This window comes from Nonomuraea sp. NPDC048826 (assembly GCF_043198225.1).
GTDB lineage: Bacteria > Actinomycetota > Actinomycetes > Streptosporangiales > Streptosporangiaceae > Nonomuraea.
Genome location: NZ_JBICUQ010000001.1, coordinates 375,416 through 395,302 on the forward strand (window position 1 = coordinate 375,416; position 19,887 = coordinate 395,302).

Below are 19,887 nucleotides of genomic sequence, written 5' to 3' on the forward strand. Positions count from 1 at the left end.
CGAAGTGGACAGGCGTGTGCCGTTCGGCTACACTGCCCCTTTGCGCTGCCCTTTGACGACCCGCTCCGCTTGCTCACGTTGCGAGGTTGTCTGGCGTGCGTGTAGTCAGTCCGCCGCGAGCCCTCGGAAGGACATCTGTTGGCAGCCTCGCGCAACGCCTCCGCCGTACCCGCCGGTCCCCGTCGCGTCTCTTTTTCGCGTATCCAGGAGCCGCTCGAAGTTCCTGACCTTCTCGCCCTGCAGACCGAGTCGTTCGACTGGTTGCTGGGCAACGAGAAGTGGAAGGCCCGGGTCGAGGCGGCTCGCCAGGCCGGGCGCAAGGACGTCCCGACCCAGTCGGGTCTCGAAGAGATCTTCGAAGAGATCAGTCCGATCGAGGACTTCTCGGGGACCATGTCCTTGTCGTTCCGCGATCACCGGTTCGAGCCGCCCAAGTACTCAGTCGATGAGTGCAAAGACAAGGACATGACCTTCTCCGCCCCGATGTTCGTGACGGCGGAGTTCATCAATAACACCACTGGTGAGATCAAGAGCCAGACGGTGTTCATGGGCGATTTCCCGCTCATGACGCCGAAGGGCACGTTCATCATCAACGGCACCGAGCGGGTCGTGGTCTCGCAGCTGGTGCGTTCGCCGGGGGTCTACTTCGACCGCAGTGTCGACAAGACCTCCGACAAGGATCTGTTCGGCTGCAAGGTGATCCCCTCGCGGGGCGCCTGGCTGGAGTTCGAGATCGACAAGCGCGACAGCGTCGGTGTGCGCATCGACCGCAAGCGCAAGCAGGCCGTGACCGTGCTGCTCAAGGCGCTGGGCTGGACCAGCGAGCAGATTCTGGAGCGGTTCGGCCAGTACGAGTCGATGCGGGCCACGCTGGAGAAGGATCACACCGCCGGTCAGGACGACGCCCTGCTCGACATCTACCGCAAGCTGCGGCCGGGTGAGCCGCCGACCAAGGAGTCGGCGCAGACCCTGCTGGAGAACCTGTACTTCAACCCCAAGCGGTATGACCTGGCGAAGGTCGGCCGCTACAAGATCAACAAGAAGCTCGGCGTCGGCGCCGACATCACCCAGGGCACGCTGACCGAAGAAGACATCGTCGCCACCATCGAGTACATCGTCCGCCTCCACGCGGGCGAGGAGTCGATGCCGGCCGCCCCCGAGGCGCCGATCGACACGGTGATCGTCGAGACCGACGACATCGACCACTTCGGCAACCGCCGCCTGCGCAGCGTCGGCGAGCTCATCCAGAACCAGGTCCGCCTGGGCCTGGCCCGCATGGAGCGCGTCGTCCGCGAGCGCATGACCACGCAGGACGTCGAGGCGATCACGCCGCAGACCCTGATCAACATCCGCCCGGTGGTGGCGTCGATCAAGGAGTTCTTCGGCACCTCCCAGCTGTCGCAGTTCATGGACCAGACCAACCCGCTGGCCGGCCTGACGCACAAGCGGCGGCTGTCCGCGCTCGGCCCCGGTGGTCTGTCCCGTGAGCGGGCCGGCTTCGAGGTCCGCGACGTGCACCCGTCCCACTACGGCCGGATGTGCCCGATCGAGACCCCTGAAGGCCCCAACATCGGCCTCATCGGCTCGCTCGCCTCGTACGGCCGGATCAACGCGTTCGGCTTCGTCGAGACGCCTTACCGCAAGGTCGTCGACGGCAAGGTGACCGAGCAGATCGACTACCTGACCGCCGACGAGGAAGACCGTTACGTCAAGGCGCAGGCCAACACCGCGCTCAACGCCGACGGCTCGTTCGCCGAGTCCCGGGTGCTCGTCCGCACCAAGGGCGGCGAGACCGAGCTGGCCAGGGCCGAGGAAGTCGACTACATCGACGTGTCGCCGCGCCAGATGGTGTCGGTGGCCACCGCGATGATCCCGTTCCTGGAGCACGACGACGCCAACCGCGCGCTCATGGGCTCCAACATGCAGCGTCAGTCGGTGCCGCTGCTCAAGAGCGAGGCGCCGCTGGTCGGCACCGGCATGGAATACCGTGCCGCGACCGACGCCGGTGACGTCATCAGCGCGGAGAAGGCCGGTGTGGTGGAGGAGGTCTCCGCCGACTACATCACCGTGGCCAACGACGACGCCACCCGCACCACCTACCGGGTGGCCAAGTTCAAGCGCTCCAACCAGGGCACCTCGTTCAACCAGAAGCCGATCGTGGCCGAGGGCGACCGGGTCGAGGTCAACCAGGTCATCGCCGACGGCCCCTGCACCGACTCCGGTGAGATGGCGCTGGGCAAGAACCTCCTGGTGGCGTTCATGCCGTGGGAGGGCCACAACTACGAAGACGCGATCATCCTGTCGCAGCGGCTGGTGCAGGACGACGTGCTGTCCTCGATCCACATCGAGGAGCACGAGGTCGACGCCCGTGACACCAAGCTGGGCCCGGAGGAGATCACCCGGGACATCCCGAACGTGTCGGAGGAGGTGCTGGCGGATCTCGACGAGCGCGGCATCATCCGGATCGGCGCCGAGGTGGTGCCCGGCGACATCCTGGTCGGCAAGGTCACCCCGAAGGGTGAGACCGAGCTGACGCCGGAGGAGCGGCTGCTGCGGGCGATCTTCGGGGAGAAGGCCCGGGAGGTCCGTGACACCTCGCTGAAGGTGCCGCACGGTGAGCAGGGCAAGGTCATCGGCGTGCGGGTGTTCTCCCGTGAGGAGGGCGACGAGCTGCCGCCGGGGGTCAACGAGCTGGTGCGCGTGTACGTGGCGCAGAAGCGTAAGATCACCGACGGTGACAAGCTGGCCGGCCGGCACGGCAACAAGGGCGTCATCTCCAAGATCCTGCCGGTGGAGGACATGCCGTTCCTGGAGGACGGCACGCCGGTCGACATCATCCTCAACCCGCTGGGCGTGCCCGGCCGGATGAACGTCGGCCAGGTGCTGGAGACCCATCTGGGGTGGATCGCCGCCCGCGGCTGGGACATCTCCGGCATCGAGGAGGCGTGGGCCGAGCGGCTGCGCGAGAAGGGCTTCGAGAAGGTCGAGGCGCGCACCAACGTCGCCACCCCGGTCTTCGACGGCGCCAACGAGGAAGAGATCGTCGGTCTGCTGCGCAACACCGTCGCCAACCGCGACGGCGACCGGATGGTGGAGGAGACCGGCAAGGCCCGGCTCTTCGACGGCCGGTCCGGCGAGCCTTTCCCGTACCCGATCTCGGTCGGCTACATCTACATCCTCAAGCTGCTCCACCTGGTCGACGACAAGATCCACGCCCGCTCGACCGGCCCGTACTCCATGATCACTCAGCAGCCGCTCGGCGGTAAGGCGCAGTTCGGCGGCCAGCGCTTCGGTGAGATGGAGGTGTGGGCGCTGGAGGCGTACGGCGCCGCCTACGCCCTGCAGGAGCTCCTGACCATCAAGTCCGACGACGTTCTCGGCCGGGTGAAGGTCTACGAGGCCATCGTCAAGGGCGAGAACATCCCCGAGCCCGGTATCCCGGAGTCCTTCAAGGTCCTCATCAAGGAGATGCAGTCGCTCTGCCTCAACGTCGAGGTGCTGTCCAGCGACGGCATGTCGATCGAGATGCGCGACACCGACGAGGACGTCTTCCGCGCCGCGGAGGAGCTCGGTATCGACCTGTCCCGGCGTGAGCCGAGCAGCGTGGAAGAAGTCTGAGGGGGAGATCGCACATAATGCTGGACGTCAACTTCTTCGACGAGCTTCGGATCGGGCTGGCGACGGCCGACGACATCCGTCAGTGGTCGCACGGCGAGGTCAAGAAGCCAGAGACCATCAACTACCGCACCCTCAAGCCGGAGAAGGACGGGCTCTTCTGCGAGAAGATCTTCGGTCCGACCCGCGACTGGGAGTGCTACTGCGGCAAGTACAAGCGCGTCCGGTTCAAGGGCATCATCTGTGAGCGCTGCGGCGTCGAGGTGACCCGGGCCAAGGTGCGCCGTGAGCGGATGGGCCACATCGAGCTGGCCGCCCCCGTCACGCACATCTGGTACTTCAAGGGCGTCCCGTCGCGTCTGGGCTACCTGCTCGACCTGGCCCCGAAGGACCTGGAGAAGGTCATCTACTTCGCGGCCTACATGATCACGCATGTCGACACCGAGATGCGTGAGCGTGACCTGCCCTCGCTGGAGGCGAAGATCTCCGTCGAGCGGCAGCACATCGAGCAGCGCCGCGACGCCGACGTCGAGGCCAGGCAGAAGAAGCTCGAGGGCGACCTGGCCGAGCTCGAGGCCGCCGGCGCCAAGGGCGACCAGCGCCGCAAGGTCCGCGAGGGCGCCGAGCGCGAGATGCGCCAGCTCCGCGACCGGGCCCAGCGTGAGCTGGACCGGCTCGAGGAGGTCTGGAGCAGGTTCAAGAACCTCAAGGTCCAGGACCTCGAGGGCGACGAGCTGCTCTACCGCGAGATGCGCGACCGCTTCGGCCGCTACTTCAAGGGCGGCATGGGCGCGCAGGCCATCCAGGACCGGCTCGCCAGCTTCGACCTCGACGCCGAGGCCGAGAACCTCCGCGAGACGATCCGCAGCGGCAAGGGCCAGAAGAAGGCCCGCGCGCTCAAGCGGCTCAAGGTGGTGTCGGCGTTCCTCAACACCACCAACTCGCCGCGCGGCATGGTCCTCGACTGCATCCCGGTCATCCCGCCGGACCTGCGCCCGATGGTGCAGCTCGACGGTGGCCGGTTCGCGACCTCCGACCTGAACGACCTGTACCGCCGGGTCATCAACCGGAACAACCGCCTCAAGCGTCTGCTCGACCTCGGCGCGCCCGAGATCATCGTGAACAACGAGAAGCGGATGCTGCAGGAGGCCGTCGACGCGCTGTTCGACAACGGCCGTCGCGGCCGTCCGGTCACCGGTCCCGGCAACCGTCCGCTCAAGTCGCTCAGCGACATGCTCAAGGGCAAGCAGGGCCGGTTCCGTCAGAACCTCCTGGGCAAGCGCGTCGACTACTCCGGCCGTTCGGTCATCGTCGTCGGCCCGCAGCTCAAGCTCCACCAGTGCGGCCTGCCCAAGCAGATGGCGCTGGAGCTGTTCAAGCCGTTCGTGATGAAGAGGCTCGTGGACCTCAACCACGCGCAGAACATCAAGTCGGCCAAGCGGATGGTCGAGCGCGCCCGCCCTGTGGTGTGGGACGTGCTCGAAGAGGTCATCACCGAGCACCCGGTGCTGCTCAACCGCGCGCCCACGCTCCACCGTCTGGGCATCCAGGCGTTCGAGCCGCAGCTCGTGGAGGGCAAGGCCATCCAGATCCACCCGCTCGTCTGCACCGCGTTCAACGCGGACTTCGACGGCGACCAGATGGCCGTGCACCTGCCGCTGTCGGCTGAGGCCCAGGCCGAGGCACGCATCCTGATGCTCTCGACCAACAACATCCTCAAGCCGGCCGACGGCAAGCCCGTGACGATGCCCACCCAGGACATGGTCATCGGCCTCTACTGGCTGACCACCATGAAGGAAGGCGCGCGGGGCGAGGGCCGCGTGTTCGGCTCCGTCGCCGAGGCGCAGATGGCCTTCGACCGTCACGAGCTGGAGATCCAGGCGAAGATCCAGATCCGGCTCAAGGACGTCCTGCCGCCGCGTGACTGGGTCGCTCCCGAGGGCTGGGAGCAGGGTGACCCGATCCGCCTGGAGACGACGTTCGGCCGCTGCCTGTTCAACCAGACGCTGCCGATGAGCTACCCGTTCGTCAACTTCCAGGTGGGCAAGAAGCAGCTGTCCACGATCGTCAACGAGCTGGCCGAGACCTACCCGAAGATCGAGGTCGCCAACTCGCTCGACGCGCTCAAGGACGCCGGCTTCCGCTGGGCGACCCGCTCCGGCGTCACGATCTCGATCGAGGACGTCGTCGCGCCGCCGAACAAGACCGAGATCATGGAGAACTACGAGCGCCGCGCCGACAAGGTGCAGCGTGAGTACGAGCGTGGTCTGATCACCGACGAGGAGCGCCGTCAGGAGCTCATCGAGATCTGGACCCACGCCACGGCCGACGTCGAGACCGACATGGTCAACGCCTTCCCGGCGACCAACCCGGTCTGGATGATGGTCAACTCCGGCGCCCGCGGTAACAAGATGCAGGTGCGTCAGATCGCCGGCATCCGCGGCCTGGTCTCCAACACCAAGGGTGAGACGATCCCGCGGCCGATCAAGGCCTCGTTCCGCGAGGGCCTGTCGGTGCTGGAGTACTTCATCTCCACCCACGGTCAGCGGAAGGGTCTGGCCGACACCGCGCTGCGCACCGCCGACTCGGGTTACCTGACCCGTCGTCTGGTGGACGTCGCGCAGGACGTCATCGTCCGCGAGATCGACTGCGGCACCGACCGCGCCGTCCCGCTGGCCGTCGGCGAGCGTGACATGTCCGGCAACCTGGTCAAGGCGGAGAACGCCGAGTCCAACGTGCACGGTCGCATCCTGGCCGAGGACGTCGAGGTCGACGGCAAGGTCATCGTGGCCGCCGGCGCCGACATCAACGACATCCACGTCACCAAGCTGGTCGAGGCCGGCGTGGAGACGGTCCGCACCCGCAGCGCGCTCGTCTGCGAGGCGAAGATCGGTGTCTGCGCCACCTGCTACGGCCGCTCGCTGGCGACCGGCAAGCTGGTGGACGTCGGCGAGGCGGTCGGCATCATCGCCGCCCAGTCGATCGGTGAGCCCGGCACGCAGCTGACGATGCGTACCTTCCACACCGGTGGTGTGGCGGGCGCCGACATCACCCACGGTCTGCCCCGAGTCCAGGAGCTGTTCGAGGCGCGCATCCCCAAGGGTGTCGCCCCGATCTCCGAGGCGGAGGGCCGGGTCCGCATCGACGAGACCGACAAGGCGCGCAAGATCGTCATCGTTCCGGACGACGGCTCCGAGGAGATCGCCTACCCGGTGTCGATGCGTTCGCGCCTGCTCGTCTCCGAGGGTGAGCGGGTGAAGGTCGGCCAGCAGCTGGTGGCCGGTGCGGTCAACCCCAACGAGGTGCTGCGCATCCTCGGCCCGCGGGCCGTGCAGCTGCACCTGGTGGCGGAGGTCCAGCAGGTCTACCGCTCGCAGGGTGTGTCGATCCACGACAAGCACATCGAGATCATCGTGCGGCAGATGCTCAAGCGCGTGAACGTGCTGGAGTCCGGTGACACCGACCTGCTGCCCGGCGAGCTCGTCGAGCGGCCGCGGTTCGAGCAGCTCAACCGCGAGACCGTCGCCGAGGGCGGCGGCCCCGCGGCCGGTCGCCCGGTGCTCATGGGCATCACGAAGGCGTCGCTGGCCACCGAGTCCTGGCTGTCGGCGGCCTCCTTCCAGGAGACCACCAGGGTCCTGACGGACGCGGCGATCCACGCCAAGTCCGACTCGCTCCTGGGCCTAAAGGAGAACGTCATCATCGGTAAGCTCATCCCGGCCGGTACGGGCATGCCCCAGTACCGCAACATCCGGGTCGAGCCGACCGAGGAGGCCAAGGCTGCCATGTACACCGTGGGCGGCTACGACGGCTCCGCGGCCGACTATACGTTCGGCACCGGCAGCGGCGAGGCTGTGCCGCTGGAGGAGTACGACTTCGGTCAGTACAACCGGTAACGCGTCACGGACGAGCGCCCGGCCCCTCGCAGGAGGGTCCGGGCGCTCGCTCGTTCCGGTCTCCGCCCGGGGTGATGTTCCTCGTATGGTCGGCGGCAGACCGGATCTGGCTATATCATGAGGCGCGAGCAGTAGCCGGGCCTCGATGAGGATGGGGCCGTGCGACTCCCGGAGCGAGAAGGCTTACCAGCCTTGTCGCGCCGTTTTGACGTGTCGCGGGGTCCTGGTAACCTAGACCATCGTGCCCGTAGTTTGCGGGCTCTCGACCGTGCGCTCTTTCACGGCAGCGCAGGTCGGCTTCCTAGCTCGTAGTCCTCACGGATGTGTCAGTGCGTAGAGCGCGCGACACGCCCGAGCGCGGGGGCGCGGAAGCAAGGACAATGCGCAGGTCATGACACCGGCAGAACCTGCGAATTGCTAACTGACGTAACACCGGCCAGGCACGAAACGGAGTGGCAGTGCCCACTATTCAGCAGTTGGTCCGCAAGGGCCGGCAGGACAAGGTCTCAAAGACCAAGACTCCTGCCCTCAAGGGGAGTCCGCAGCGGCGCGGCGTGTGCCAGCGCGTTTACACCACGACTCCGAAGAAGCCCAACTCGGCACTGCGCAAGGTGGCCCGTGTGCGGCTCACCAACGGCATCGAGGTCACGGCCTACATCCCCGGTGTGGGTCACAACCTGCAGGAGCACTCCATCGTGCTCGTGCGTGGCGGTCGTGTGAAGGACCTGCCGGGTGTTCGCTACAAGATCATCCGAGGTTCGCTGGACACCCAGGGCGTCCGCAACCGCAAGCAGGCCCGTAGCCGTTACGGCGCGAAGAGGGAGAAGAGCTAACTATGCCTCGCAAGGGTTCTCCTGGCCGTCGTCAGCTCATGGCTGACCCGGTTTACAGTTCGCCGCTGGTCACCGCCCTGATCAACAAGGTGCTTCTGGACGGCAAGCGCTCCATCGCGCAGTCGATCGTCTACGGCGCCCTCGAGGGCTGCAGGGACAAGACGGGCAACGACCCGGTCGTCACCCTCAAGCGCGCGCTCGACAACGTCAAGCCGACCCTCGAGGTCCGCAGCCGTCGCGTCGGTGGCGCGACCTACCAGGTGCCGGTCGAGGTGCGCGCCGCGCGCAGCACCACCCTGGCGCTGCGCTGGCTGGTGCAGTACTCCCGCGCCCGCCGCGAGAAGACCATGACCGAGCGCCTCATGAACGAGCTCCTCGACGCCAGCAACGGTCTCGGGGCGAGCGTGAAGAAGCGCGAGGACACCCACAAGATGGCCGAGTCCAACAAGGCCTTCGCCCACTACCGCTGGTAACCCCGGCGGGTTCGACGAGACGACGAGGACGCGAAGAAAGTGGCCACCACGACCGCTCTTGACCTGGCCAAGGTCCGCAACATCGGGATCATGGCCCATATCGACGCGGGCAAGACAACCACGACCGAGCGCATCCTGTTCTACACCGGCATCAACTACAAGATCGGTGAAGTCCACGAGGGCGCTGCCACGATGGACTGGATGGAGCAGGAGCAGGAGCGCGGCATCACGATCACGTCCGCCGCGACCACCTGTAGCTGGGACGGTCACACCATCAACATCATCGACACCCCGGGCCACGTCGACTTCACCATCGAGGTGGAGAGGTCGCTGCGTGTCCTCGACGGTGCCGTCGCCGTGTTCGACGGTGTGGCGGGTGTCGAGCCGCAGTCGGAGACGGTGTGGCGTCAGGCTGACGGCTACAACGTCCCCCGCATCTGCTTCGTGAACAAGATGGACCGCGTCGGCGCGGAGTTCCACCGCTGCGTCGACATGATGATCAGCAGGCTGGCGGCGACGCCGGCGGTCGTCCAGCTTCCGTGGGGCGTCGAGGCCGACTTCAAGGGCGTCATCGACCTCATCAAGATGAAGGGGCTCATCTGGAGCTCCGAGGCGGCCAAGGGCGAGATGTACGACGTCGTCGACATCCCCGCCGACCACGCCGAAGCCGCTCGCGAGTGGCGTGACCGCCTCATCGAGACCGTCGCCGAGAACGACGACGAGCTGATGGAGCTCTTCCTGGAGGGCACCGAGCCCACCGAGGAGCAGCTGGTGGCGGGCCTGCGCCGCGCCACGCTGGCGAGCGCCATCAACCCGGTCCTGTGTGGCACCGCGTTCAAGAACAAGGGCGTCCAGCCCCTGCTCGACGCGATCGTCGCCTACCTCCCGGCGCCGACCGACATCCCGGCCATCAAGGGCCACGCGGTCGGCGACGAGAGCACCGCGGTCGAGCGGCACGCCGACCCGTCGGAGCCGTTCTCCGCGCTGGCCTTCAAGATCGCCAGCGACCCGCACCTGGGCAAGATCACCTACATCCGCATCTACTCGGGCACGCTCGAGGCCGGTTCACAGGTCATCAACTCTGTGAAGGGCAAGAAGGAGCGGATCGGCAAGATCTACCAGATGCACGCCAACAAGCGCGAAGAGCGCCCGTCGGCGATCGCCGGTCAGATCGTCGCCGTGATGGGTCTGAAGGACACCACCACCGGCGACACCCTGTCCGACCCGACCAAGCAGGTCGTGCTCGAGTCGATGACGTTCCCGGCTCCGGTCATCAACGTCGCCATCGAGCCCAAGACCAAGGGCGACCAGGAGAAGCTGTCCACGGCCATTCAGCGGCTGGCCGAGGAGGACCCGTCCTTCCAGGTCCGTCGTGACGAGGAGACCGGTCAGACGGTCATCTGGGGCATGGGCGAGCTTCACCTGGAGATCCTGGTCGACCGGATGCGCCGCGAGTTCAAGGTCGAGGCGAACGTCGGTCGTCCCCAGGTCGCCTACCGCGAGACCATCCGCCGCAAGGTGGAGAAGGTCGACTACACCCATAAGAAGCAGACCGGTGGTTCCGGTCAGTTCGCGCGGGTGATCATCGACGTCGAGCCGCTGGGTGAGGGCAACGACGGTTACGAGTTCGAGAACAAGGTCACGGGTGGCCGCGTGCCGCGGGAGTACATCCCGTCGGTCGACGCGGGCGCCCAGGAGGCCGCCGAGTTCGGCGTGCTGGCCGGCTACCCGATGGTGGGCGTGAAGGTGACGCTCCAGGACGGTGCCGCGCACGACGTCGACTCCTCCGAGATGGCGTTCAAGATCGCCGGCTCGATGGCCTTCAAGGAGGCCGCGCGCAAGGCTGACGCCGTGCTCCTCGAGCCGATGATGGCCGTCGAGGTCACCACGCCCGAGGACTACATGGGTGACGTCATCGGTGACCTCAACGGTCGCCGGGGGCAGATCCAGGCGATGGACGAGCGGGCCGGCGCCCGTCTCGTCAAGGCGCTCGTCCCGCTGTCTGAGATGTTCGGCTACGTGGGTGACCTGCGTAGCAAGACGCAGGGGCGGGCGAGCTACAGCATGCAGTTCGACTCCTACTCGGAGGTGCCCCCGGGCATCGCCAAGGAGATCGTCGCGAAGGCCCGGGGCGAGTAGTTCCCGGTCCCTGGCGGGACGGTGCGAGCCGTCCCGCCGCCTAGGGGTTCGGGAACACCCGGGCCCGAGTGTGCAGACGAAAGTCAGTCAGATTCTCAAGGAGAGAACCAGTGGGCAAGGCCAAGTTCGAGCGGACAAAGCCGCACATGAACATCGGCACCATTGGGCATATCGACCACGGTAAGACCACGCTGACCGCGGCGATCACCAAGGTGCTCCACGACCGTTTCCCCGAGCTCAACGCGGCTACGCCGTTCGACAAGATCGACAAGGCGCCCGAGGAGAAGGCCCGCGGCATCACGATCTCGATCTCGCACGTCGAGTACCAGACCGACAAGCGCCACTACGCCCACGTGGACTGCCCCGGTCACGCCGACTACGTGAAGAACATGATCACCGGTGCCGCTCAGATGGACGGCGCCATCCTCGTGGTCGCCGCCACCGACGGCCCGATGCCGCAGACGAAGGAGCACGTCCTCCTGGCCCGCCAGGTCGGCGTCCCCTACATCGTCGTGGCCCTCAACAAGGCCGACATGGTCGACGACGAGGAGATCCTGGAGCTCGTCGAGCTCGAGGTCCGCGAGCTCCTGTCCGCGCAGGAGTTCCCCGGCGACGACCTGCCCGTGGTGCGCGTCTCCGCTCTCAAGGCCCTCGAGGGCGACGAGAAGTGGGCCGACAGCATCATCGAGCTGATGAACGCCGTCGACGAGAACGTGCCCGAGCCGCCGCGTGAGACGGAGAAGCCGTTCCTCATGCCGGTCGAGGACGTGTTCTCGATCACCGGTCGCGGCACCGTCGTCACCGGTCGTATCGAGCGCGGCGTCGTCAAGGTCAACGAGCAGGTCGACATCATCGGCATCAAGCCGGAGAAGACGACCACCACCGTCACCAGCATCGAGATGTTCAACAAGATGCTCGACACCGGTGAGGCCGGCGACAACGCCGCCCTGCTGCTCCGCGGCATCAAGCGCGACGAGGTCGAGCGCGGCCAGTGCATCATCAAGCCGGGCACGACCACTCCGCACACCGAGTTCGAGGGCCAGGTCTACATCCTGTCCAAGGACGAGGGCGGCCGCCACACGCCGTTCTTCAACAACTACCGCCCGCAGTTCTACTTCCGTACGACTGACGTGACCGGTGTGGTGAACCTCCCCGAGGGCACCGAGATGGTCATGCCGGGCGACAACACCGAAATGCGCGTTGAGCTGATCCAGCCCATCGCCATGGAGGAAGGCCTGAAGTTCGCGATCCGTGAGGGTGGCCGCACCGTCGGCGCCGGTCGGGTCACGAAGATCCTCAAGTAGCACGACCGCGGGGCGGCGGTCGGCCCCCGAAAGGGGCCGGCCGTCGTACCACGACCGGGGCGGTCCGCCACGAGGCGGGCCGGTCCGGGCCCCACGGGGACAGCCGTGATCCAGCAGTCACTTCGGGACTAGGACCGAAGTTACTGCCGGATCACGGAAGAAAAGACAGATCGAATACGTCTGTCACGTGGGGCACGACCCAACAGCGGCACAAGCCGCACGATACTTTTTCTGACGACAGCGAAGGACACCGAGGCCACTATGGCGGGACAGAAGATCCGCATCCGGCTTAAGGCCTATGACCACGAGGTCATCGACGTTTCGGCCAAGAAGATCGTCGAGACGGTGACGCGGACTGGCGCGAAGGTCGCAGGCCCGGTGCCGCTGCCGACCGAGAAGAACGTGTACTGCGTCATCCGCTCGCCGCACAAGTACAAGGACAGCCGCGAGCACTTCGAGATGCGCACGCACAAGCGGTTGATTGACATCATCGACCCGACGCCCAAGACCGTCGACTCGCTCATGCGGCTCGACCTCCCCGCGGGCGTCGACATTTCGATCAAGCTCTGAGGGAACGCACTGACATGGCTAAGACGATCAAGGGCGTCCTGGGCAAGAAGCTCGGCATGACCCAGGTCTTCGACGCGGACAACCGACTGGTTCCAGTCACCGTGGTCGAGGCCGGTCCGTGCGTGGTGACCCGCGTCCGCACCGCCGAGAAGGACGGCTACTCCGCCATCCAGCTCGGCTTCGGGCAGGTCGACCCCCGGAAGGTCAACAAGCCGCTCGGCGACTACCTGCGTAAGCACGACATCACCCCGCGCCGTTACTTCGCGGAGATCCGCACCGACGACGCGAGCGACTACACGCTCGGCCAGGAGCTGCTGGCCGACACCTTCGAAGCCGGCCAGTTCGTCGACGTGACGGGCAAGAGCAAGGGCAAGGGCTTCGCGGGCGTCATGAAGCGGCACGGCTTCGGTGGTCTGGGCGCGTCGCACGGTACGCAGCGCAAGCACCGGTCGCCGGGTTCCATCGGTGGCTGCGCCACCCCGGGCCGCGTATTCAAGGGCCTGCGCATGGCGGGGCGGATGGGTAACGTCCGCACGACTGTGCAGAGCCTCAAGGTTCACGCCGTGGACGCCGAGAAGGGTCTCATCCTGATCAAGGGTGCGATTCCCGGCGCCAACGGCAGCCTGGTCCTCGTCCGCACCGCTGCCAAGAAGGGGGCCGCGAAGTGACCAGCATCGACGTGCTCGACGCGAGCGGCGCCAAGGCCGGCTCCGTCGAGCTGCCCGAAGACATCTTCGGCGCGAAGGTCAACATCCCGCTGATCCACCAGGTCGTGGTGGCCCAGCAGGCCGCGCGCCGGCAGGGCACGCACAAGGCCAAGACCCGTGGTGAGGTCTCCGGCGGCGGCAAGAAGCCGTACCGGCAGAAGGGCACCGGCCGCGCCCGTCAGGGCTCGACCCGTGCGCCGCAGTTCACCGGCGGTGGCGTCGTCCACGGCCCGGTGCCGCGCGACTACTCGCAGCGGACGCCCAAGAAGATGAAGGCCGCCGCGCTCCGCGGCGCCCTGTCCGACAGGGCGGCCGCCGGCCGCGTGCACGTGGTGAGCAGCCTGGTCGACGGCGAGACGCCGAAGACCCGGGCCGCCCTCCAGGCGCTGCGGGCCATCACCCAGGTCAGGAGCGTCCTCGTCGTGGTCGACGCGGACGACGAGCTGACCTGGATGAGCCTGCGCAACGCGCCTGAGGTCCACCTGCTGGACTCCGGGCAGCTCAACACCTACGACGTGCTCTGCAACGACGCCGTGGTCTTCACGCAGGAGGCGTACGACCAGGTCGTGGCCCGGCTGTCTGCGGGCGCTCGCACTGAGAAGGAAGACGCCTGATGGACAACGCTCAGCCGGTCGCGCGCAAGACGACCATGACGCGGATCGTCGATCCGCGTGACGTCATCATCAAGCCGGTGGTCTCCGAGAAGAGCTACGGCCTGATCGACGAGAACAACAAGTACACGTTCCTGGTGCGGAACACCGCGAACAAGACGCAGATCAAGATCGCGGTGGAGAAGATCTTCGGGGTCAAGGTCACCGGGGTGAACACGATCAACCGGCAGGGCAAGCGCAAGCGCACCCGGACCGGTTTCGGCAAGCGTCCCGACACCAAGCGCGCGATCGTGAGCTTGGCCGAGGGCGACCGGATCGACATCTTCGGGCAGATCGGCTGACGAAGGAAGGCTCCGCCTTCTCTTACCAGCCGCGCGGGGGGTTCTGCCCCCCGCGATCCCCCCGGCCAGGCCGGCGAGGGTTTCGCACGACGGTCAATCCGGCACCTGCGGGTTCGGGCCCCGAAGCCTGGCGGCTTCGAGGTCCGATACGCGGGGGCGCTTGACAGTGAAACTAGAGATCCGGTTCTCCGGAACCGGATTCCGACGAAGGATGAACGAAAAAGATGGGCATCCGTAAGTACAAGCCGACGACTCCGGGTCGTCGCGGCGCGAGTGTCTCGGACTTTTCCGAGATCACCCGCAGCACGCCGGAGAAGTCGCTGCTTGCACCCCTTCACGGCAAGGGCGGCCGCAACGTACACGGCCGGGTCACCGCTCGCCACCAGGGCGGCGGTCACAAGCGCGCCTACCGGATCATCGACTTCCGTAGGCATGACAAGGACGGCATTCCGGCCAAGGTCGCTCACATCGAGTACGACCCCAACCGCACCGCCAACATCGCGCTGCTGCACTACGCCGACGGCGAGAAGCGTTACATCATCGCGCCGACCGGTCTCAAGCAGGGCGACCGCATCGAGAACGGCCCCGCGGCCGACATCAAGCCGGGCAACTGCCTGCCGCTGCGCAACATCCCGACCGGTACCTTCATCCACGCGGTGGAGCTCCGTCCGGGCGGTGGCGCCAAGCTCGGCCGCTCCGCGGGCGCGCAGATCCAGCTGCTCGCCAAGGAGGGCCAGTACGCCACGCTGCGTATGCCCTCGGGCGAGATGCGCATGGTCGACGTGCGCTGCCGCGCGACCGTGGGTCAGGTCGGCAACGCCGAGCAGGCCAACATCAACTGGGGCAAGGCCGGCCGCATGCGCTGGAAGGGCAAGCGCCCGACCGTCCGCGGTGTCGCCATGAACCCCGTCGACCACCCGCACGGTGGTGGTGAGGGCAAGACCTCCGGTGGTCGCCACCCGGTGAACCCGAAGGGCAAGCCCGAGGGCCGCACCCGCCAGCCCAACAAGGCCAGCGACCGCCTGATCATTCGCCGGCGTAGCAAGAAGAAGCGGTAGGAGCAGCCAGAATGCCACGTAGCCTTAAGAAGGGCCCTTTCGTCGACGATCACCTTCAGAAGAAGGTGGACGCGCAGAACGAGAAGGGCACCAAGAACGTCATCAAGACGTGGTCGCGGCGCTCCATGATCGTGCCCGACATGCTCGGTCACACGATCGCCGTGCACGACGGCCGCAAGCACGTCCCGGTGTTCGTCACCGAGTCGATGATCGGTCACAAGCTCGGAGAGTTCGCCCCGACGCGGACGTTCCGCAGCCACGTCAAGGAAGACCGCCGCAGCCGGCGATAGACAGCCTTCAGAAGTAAGAGGAGTAAGCGATGGAAGCCAGGGCTCAGGCGCGGTTCGTCCGCGTCACGCCCCAGAAGGCCCGCCGTGTGGTGGACCTTATTCGCGGGCTGCCCGCTTCGGAGGCGCAGGCCGTGCTGCAGTTCGCTCCCCAGTCGGCGAGCGAGCCGATCTACAAGGTGCTCTCGTCCGCGATGGCGAACGCCGAGCACAATTTCGATCTCGACCCCCAGACGCTGGTCGTCAGCCGCGCGTGGGTCGACGAGGGCCCGACACTGAAGCGGTTCCGTCCGCGTGCTCAGGGTCGTGCCTATCGGATCAACAAGCGGACGAGCCACATCACCGTGATCGTGGAGTCCCGCGAGCCGAAGGGAAGGACCCGATAGTGGGCCAGAAGGTTAACCCGCACGGGTTCCGCCTCGGCATCACGACCGACTTCAAGAGCCGGTGGTACGCCGACAAGCTGTACAAGTCGTACGTCGCCGAGGACGTGGCGATCCGTCGCATGCTGCAGAAGGGCATGGAGCGGGCCGGCATCTCCAAGGTCGAGATCGAGCGTACGACCGACCGCGTCCAGGTCGACATCCACACCGCGCGTCCGGGCATCGTCATCGGCCGCCGCGGCGCGGAGGCCGACCGCATCCGCGGCGACCTGGAGAAGCTGACCAAGAAGCAGGTCCAGCTCAACATCCTCGAGGTGAAGAACCCCGAGACCGACGCCCAGCTCGTCGCGCAGGGCGTGGCCGAGCAGCTCTCCAGCCGTGTCTCGTTCCGTCGGGCCATGCGCAAGGCGATGCAGTCGGCCATGAAGAGCGGCGCCAAGGGCATCCGGGTGCAGTGCTCGGGTCGTCTCGGCGGCGCCGAGATGTCGAGGTCGGAGTTCTACCGCGAGGGCCGGGTGCCGCTGCACACGCTCCGCGCGGACATCGACTACGGCTTCTACGAGGCCCGTACCACCTTCGGCCGGATCGGCGTGAAGGTGTGGATCTACAAGGGTGAGGCCGCGACCAGCCGCGCCGAGCGTGAGGCCGCCGCTGCCGGCGCCCGCGCCGGTCAGCGCCGGGAGCGGGACGACCGGAGGGGCGGCGGCGACCGTCCGCGCCGTTCCGGTGGTGCCCGCCGCGGCGGTGGTCGTGGCGACCGCGCCCCCAGGACTGAGGCGGCCGCGCAGGCCGCCCCCGAGACCGGCCCGGCCGCGCAGCCGGGTGCTGAAGGGAGCTGACCATGCTGATCCCGCGCAGGGTCAAGCACCGCAAGCAGCACCGGCCCACTCGCAGCGGAGCCGCCAAGGGCGGCACCAGGGTCGTGTTCGGCGAGTACGGCATTCAGGCGCTTGAGCACTCCTACGTGACCAACCGCCAGATCGAGTCGGCCCGTATCGCCATGACCCGTCACATCCGCCGTGGTGGCAAGGTGTGGATCAACATCTACCCCGACCGCCCGCTCACCAAGAAGCCGGCCGAGACCCGCATGGGTTCCGGTAAGGGTTCGCCGGAGTGGTGGATCGCCAACGTCAAGCCCGGACGCGTGATGTTCGAGCTGTCAGGCGTGGCGGAGTCGGTCGCGCGTGAGGCACTTACGCGCGCGATCCACAAGCTGCCGATGAAGTGCAAGATCGTTAAGCGCGAAGTGGGTGAGGCGTGATGTTCGCTTCGCGAACCACAAGCCGCCGATGCCGCGCTGATTCAAGCTGCAAGATCGATAAGCGTGAAGTGGGTGAGGCGTGATGGCTAAGGGCCTGACCGCCGGAGAGCTGCGGCTCGAGGACCAGGACACCCTGGTCCAGAAGCTCAAGGAGGCGAAGGAGGAGCTGTTCAACCTCCGCTTCCAGTCGGCGACCGGTCAGTTGGAGAGCCACGGGCGGCTGCGTGCCGTCCGCCGCGAGATCGCCCGTATCTACACCGTGATGCGCGAGCGTGAGCTCGGCATCGTCACGGTCGAGAAGGAGACGAGCGATGGCTGAGACCGAGACCACTGAGACGAACGAGCAGCGGAACTTCCGCAAGGTTCGTGAGGGCCTGGTCGTGAGCGACAAGATGGACAAGACCGTCGTCGTCGCTGTCGAGGACCGGGTCAAGCACCGGCTGTACGGCAAGGTCATCCGCCGTACGACCAAGTACAAGGCGCACGACGAGTCCAACGCCTGCGGCGTGGGCGACCGTGTGCTTCTGATGGAGACCCGCCCCCTCTCCGCCACCAAGCGGTGGAGGGTCGTGGAGATCCTCGAGAAGGCCAAGTAAGGCTTTCTCGGATATACCGCGCCTCGTGGGGGTCGCTCCCCATGACGGCGTCCAAGGACGCGGGGCCGCGAGGCCTCGCGTCGCCTGCGGTGCGGCCCCAGGAGGCGACTCCTCAGGGCTCCCGGTGCCTTCGGGCCCCGGGGGCGTGAGGCGGAGCCTCCTGGCGGTGTGTGGCCGGGGGACCAAGACCATATCGGGTTCCGCCAGGCTCACGAGGAAGCGCGCTTCCCCGTGAGAACCGGCGCGACTAACAGGAGTCAACGTGATCCAGCAGGAGTCGCGGCTCAAGGTCGCCGACAACACGGGTGCCAAGGAGATCCTTTGCATCCGCGTGCTCGGCGGCTCGGGCCGACGCTACGCCGGTATCGGCGACATCATCGTCGCCACTGTCAAGGACGCTCTGCCGGGCAGCACGGGCGTCAAGAAGGGCGATGTCGTCAAGGCCGTCATCGTCCGCACCGCCAAGGAGCGCCGCCGGCCCGACGGCTCCTACATCCGCTTCGACGAGAACGCCGCCGTCATCATCAAGGACAGCGGCGACCCTCGTGGCACCCGTATCTTCGGCCCGGTCGGCCGTGAGCTGCGCGACAAGAAGTTCATGCGCATCATCTCGCTCGCCCCGGAGGTGCTGTAATGCCGAAGCTGCATGTGAAGAAGGGTGACCTCGTCACCGTCATCGCCGGCAAGGACAAGGGCGCCAAGGGCCGGATCATCGCCACGCTGCCGCGCGAGGACCGTGTGGTGGTCGAGGGCGTCAACATGATCAAGAAGCACTCCAAGGAGACCAACCAGGGTCCGCGCGGCGCCAAGAGCGGCGGTGTGCAGACCATGGAGGCTCCCATCCACGTGAGCAACGTGAAGAAGCTCAAGGACGACAGCCCCAAGGACAAGGCCGCCGACAAGCCCGCCGACAAGAAGGCTGACAAGGCCGACGAGACGGGTGAGGACAGCTGATGACTGCTACGACCACTGAGACCGAGCGCCCGACGCCGCGCCTCAAGACGAAGTACCGCGAGGAGATCGCGGCGAAGCTTCGCGAGGAGTTCGGCATCGAGAACGTGATGCAGATCCCCGGCCTGGTGAAGATCAAGGTCAACATGGGTGTCGGCGAGGCGGCCCGTGACTCGAAGCTGATCGAGGGCGCCGTCCGCGACCTCACCGTGATCACCGGTCAGAAGCCGGCCGTCGTCCGGGCCCGCAAGTCCATCGCCCAGTTCAAGCTGCGCGAGGGCATGCCGATCGGCGCGCACGTCACGCTCCGCGGTGACCGCATGTGGGAGTTCCTGGACCGTCTGCTGGCGCTGGCCCTGCCGCGCATCAGGGACTTCCGGGGCCTGTCGCCGAAGCAGTTCGACGGCAACGGCAACTACACGTTCGGCCTGACCGAGCAGGTCATGTTCCACGAGGTCGACCAGGACAAGGTGGACCGGCCGCGGGGCATGGACATCACGATCGTGACCACCGCGAAGAACGACGACCAGGGCCGGGCGCTGCTCAAGCTCCTCGGCTTCCCCTTCAAGGAGGCCTGATCCAATGGCGAAGAAGTCGCTGATCGCCAAGGCGGGGCGCAAGCCGAAGTTCCAGGTGCGCGCCTACACCCGCTGCTCGCGCTGCGGGCGCCCGCGCGCCGTCTACCGGAAGTTCGGCCTGTGCCGCGTGTGCTTCCGCGAGATGGCTCACCGGGGCGAGCTGCCTGGCATCACCAAGTCCAGCTGGTAGTTACCCTTGGGGGGCGGCGTTCGTCGTCCCCCGTCGGGTGACCGACCGTCCCACATATCTGTAAATCGAAAACCGGGAGCTCTCGCCGAGAGCT

At 66.8% G+C, this 19,887-nt stretch carries 21 protein-coding genes; all 21 read left to right on the forward strand.

The window, feature by feature from the left end; genetic code table 11:
• Positions 1–138 precede the first annotated feature (138 nt).
• The 21 genes from rpoB (at position 139) to ACGFI7_RS02150 (ending at position 19,793) form a co-directional block, all read left to right on the forward strand.
• Entirely contained in the window at positions 139–3,618 is a 3,480-nt protein-coding gene (gene rpoB / locus ACGFI7_RS02050) for a DNA-directed RNA polymerase subunit beta (RefSeq protein ID WP_393398081.1), read from the forward strand.
• A 17-nt stretch (positions 3,619–3,635) separates the two neighbouring features.
• On the forward strand, positions 3,636–7,511 hold the full coding sequence (locus tag ACGFI7_RS02055; RefSeq protein ID WP_393398083.1) for a DNA-directed RNA polymerase subunit beta': 3,876 nt from the start codon (positions 3,636–3,638) through the stop codon (positions 7,509–7,511).
• A 458-nt stretch (positions 7,512–7,969) separates the two neighbouring features.
• Positions 7,970–8,344 carry a 30S ribosomal protein S12 gene (rpsL, locus tag ACGFI7_RS02060; protein ID WP_049572713.1) on the forward strand — a complete coding sequence of 125 codons (375 nt, stop codon included), beginning with the start codon at positions 7,970–7,972 and terminating at the stop codon, positions 8,342–8,344.
• Positions 8,345–8,346: 2 nt separating this feature from the next.
• On the forward strand, positions 8,347–8,817 hold the full coding sequence (gene rpsG / locus ACGFI7_RS02065) for a 30S ribosomal protein S7 (protein WP_055505082.1): 471 nt from the start codon (positions 8,347–8,349) through the stop codon (positions 8,815–8,817).
• Positions 8,818–8,907: 90 nt separating this feature from the next.
• On the forward strand, positions 8,908–10,956 hold the full coding sequence (fusA, locus tag ACGFI7_RS02070; RefSeq protein ID WP_393399573.1) for an elongation factor G: 2,049 nt from the start codon (positions 8,908–8,910) through the stop codon (positions 10,954–10,956).
• A gap of 110 nt (positions 10,957–11,066) precedes the next feature.
• Positions 11,067–12,260, forward strand: coding sequence for an elongation factor Tu (gene tuf / locus ACGFI7_RS02075; protein WP_270158950.1), 1,194 nt, complete (start codon positions 11,067–11,069; stop codon positions 12,258–12,260).
• 261 nt (positions 12,261–12,521) lie between these two features.
• On the forward strand, positions 12,522–12,830 hold the full coding sequence (rpsJ, locus tag ACGFI7_RS02080) for a 30S ribosomal protein S10 (protein WP_030912931.1): 309 nt from the start codon (positions 12,522–12,524) through the stop codon (positions 12,828–12,830).
• A 14-nt stretch (positions 12,831–12,844) separates the two neighbouring features.
• A complete protein-coding gene (rplC, locus tag ACGFI7_RS02085) occupies positions 12,845–13,498 on the forward strand; it encodes a 50S ribosomal protein L3 (protein WP_393398086.1) in 654 nt (217 codons plus the stop codon).
• Complete coding sequence (gene rplD, locus ACGFI7_RS02090) at positions 13,495–14,151, forward strand: 50S ribosomal protein L4 (protein WP_393398088.1); 657 nt, start codon at positions 13,495–13,497, stop codon at positions 14,149–14,151. The genes rplC and rplD overlap by 4 nt, the downstream gene beginning before the upstream one ends.
• Positions 14,152–14,186: 35 nt before the next feature.
• The gene (gene rplW, locus ACGFI7_RS02095) at positions 14,187–14,489 is read left to right on the forward strand and encodes a 50S ribosomal protein L23 (RefSeq protein WP_393399575.1); all 303 of its coding nucleotides are present in this window, start codon (positions 14,187–14,189) and stop codon (positions 14,487–14,489) included.
• Positions 14,490–14,713: 224 nt separating this feature from the next.
• The gene (gene rplB / locus ACGFI7_RS02100; RefSeq protein ID WP_393398090.1) at positions 14,714–15,547 is read left to right on the forward strand and encodes a 50S ribosomal protein L2; all 834 of its coding nucleotides are present in this window, start codon (positions 14,714–14,716) and stop codon (positions 15,545–15,547) included.
• 11 nt (positions 15,548–15,558) lie between these two features.
• Positions 15,559–15,837: a 30S ribosomal protein S19 gene (gene rpsS / locus ACGFI7_RS02105; RefSeq protein ID WP_030451498.1), complete on the forward strand. Its 279-nt coding sequence runs from the start codon at positions 15,559–15,561 to the stop codon at positions 15,835–15,837.
• Positions 15,838–15,866: 29 nt separating this feature from the next.
• Complete coding sequence (gene rplV, locus ACGFI7_RS02110; protein ID WP_020542306.1) at positions 15,867–16,220, forward strand: 50S ribosomal protein L22; 354 nt, start codon at positions 15,867–15,869, stop codon at positions 16,218–16,220.
• Complete coding sequence (gene rpsC, locus ACGFI7_RS02115; RefSeq protein WP_393398093.1) at positions 16,220–17,056, forward strand: 30S ribosomal protein S3; 837 nt, start codon at positions 16,220–16,222, stop codon at positions 17,054–17,056. The genes rplV and rpsC overlap by 1 nt, the downstream gene beginning before the upstream one ends.
• 2 nt (positions 17,057–17,058) lie before the next feature.
• Positions 17,059–17,478, forward strand: a complete 420-nt coding sequence (gene rplP / locus ACGFI7_RS02120) for a 50S ribosomal protein L16 (RefSeq protein ID WP_393398095.1) — start codon at positions 17,059–17,061, stop codon at positions 17,476–17,478.
• An 82-nt stretch (positions 17,479–17,560) separates the two neighbouring features.
• The gene (rpmC, locus tag ACGFI7_RS02125; RefSeq protein ID WP_393398096.1) at positions 17,561–17,797 is read left to right on the forward strand and encodes a 50S ribosomal protein L29; all 237 of its coding nucleotides are present in this window, start codon (positions 17,561–17,563) and stop codon (positions 17,795–17,797) included.
• Positions 17,790–18,074, forward strand: a complete 285-nt coding sequence (gene rpsQ / locus ACGFI7_RS02130) for a 30S ribosomal protein S17 (RefSeq protein ID WP_393398097.1) — start codon at positions 17,790–17,792, stop codon at positions 18,072–18,074. The genes rpmC and rpsQ overlap by 8 nt, the downstream gene beginning before the upstream one ends.
• Before the next feature lie 262 nt (positions 18,075–18,336).
• The gene (gene rplN, locus ACGFI7_RS02135) at positions 18,337–18,708 is read left to right on the forward strand and encodes a 50S ribosomal protein L14 (RefSeq protein WP_270155256.1); all 372 of its coding nucleotides are present in this window, start codon (positions 18,337–18,339) and stop codon (positions 18,706–18,708) included.
• Positions 18,709–18,716: 8 nt separating this feature from the next.
• The gene (gene rplX / locus ACGFI7_RS02140; protein WP_393399578.1) at positions 18,717–19,028 is read left to right on the forward strand and encodes a 50S ribosomal protein L24; all 312 of its coding nucleotides are present in this window, start codon (positions 18,717–18,719) and stop codon (positions 19,026–19,028) included.
• Positions 19,028–19,603, forward strand: coding sequence for a 50S ribosomal protein L5 (gene rplE / locus ACGFI7_RS02145; protein WP_270155258.1), 576 nt, complete (start codon positions 19,028–19,030; stop codon positions 19,601–19,603). The genes rplX and rplE overlap by 1 nt, the downstream gene beginning before the upstream one ends.
• Before the next feature lie 4 nt (positions 19,604–19,607).
• Complete coding sequence (locus ACGFI7_RS02150) at positions 19,608–19,793, forward strand: type Z 30S ribosomal protein S14 (RefSeq protein WP_132337023.1); 186 nt, start codon at positions 19,608–19,610, stop codon at positions 19,791–19,793.
• Positions 19,794–19,887 lie beyond the last annotated feature (94 nt).

Bases quoted from the DNA above. Each gene is read 5' to 3' on its own strand.
- rplW (WP_393399575.1), top strand. From the start codon at position 14,187: ATGACGCGGATCGTCGATCCGCGTGACGTCATCATCAAGCCGGTGGTC.
- rpsG (WP_055505082.1), top strand. From the start codon at position 8,347: ATGCCTCGCAAGGGTTCTCCTGGCCGTCGTCAGCTCATGGCTGACCCG.
- rpmC (WP_393398096.1), top strand. From the start codon at position 17,561: ATGGCTAAGGGCCTGACCGCCGGAGAGCTGCGGCTCGAGGACCAGGAC.
- rplB (WP_393398090.1), top strand. From the start codon at position 14,714: ATGGGCATCCGTAAGTACAAGCCGACGACTCCGGGTCGTCGCGGCGCG.
- rplP (WP_393398095.1), top strand. From the start codon at position 17,059: ATGCTGATCCCGCGCAGGGTCAAGCACCGCAAGCAGCACCGGCCCACT.
- rpsQ (WP_393398097.1), top strand. From the start codon at position 17,790: ATGGCTGAGACCGAGACCACTGAGACGAACGAGCAGCGGAACTTCCGC.
- ACGFI7_RS02150 (WP_132337023.1), top strand. From the start codon at position 19,608: ATGGCGAAGAAGTCGCTGATCGCCAAGGCGGGGCGCAAGCCGAAGTTC.
- rpsJ (WP_030912931.1), top strand. From the start codon at position 12,522: ATGGCGGGACAGAAGATCCGCATCCGGCTTAAGGCCTATGACCACGAG.
- rplE (WP_270155258.1), top strand. From the start codon at position 19,028: ATGACTGCTACGACCACTGAGACCGAGCGCCCGACGCCGCGCCTCAAG.
- rplV (WP_020542306.1), top strand. From the start codon at position 15,867: ATGGAAGCCAGGGCTCAGGCGCGGTTCGTCCGCGTCACGCCCCAGAAG.
- rpsS (WP_030451498.1), top strand. From the start codon at position 15,559: ATGCCACGTAGCCTTAAGAAGGGCCCTTTCGTCGACGATCACCTTCAG.
- ACGFI7_RS02055 (WP_393398083.1), top strand. From the start codon at position 3,636: ATGCTGGACGTCAACTTCTTCGACGAGCTTCGGATCGGGCTGGCGACG.
- rplC (WP_393398086.1), top strand. From the start codon at position 12,845: ATGGCTAAGACGATCAAGGGCGTCCTGGGCAAGAAGCTCGGCATGACC.
- fusA (WP_393399573.1), top strand. From the start codon at position 8,908: ATGGCCCATATCGACGCGGGCAAGACAACCACGACCGAGCGCATCCTG.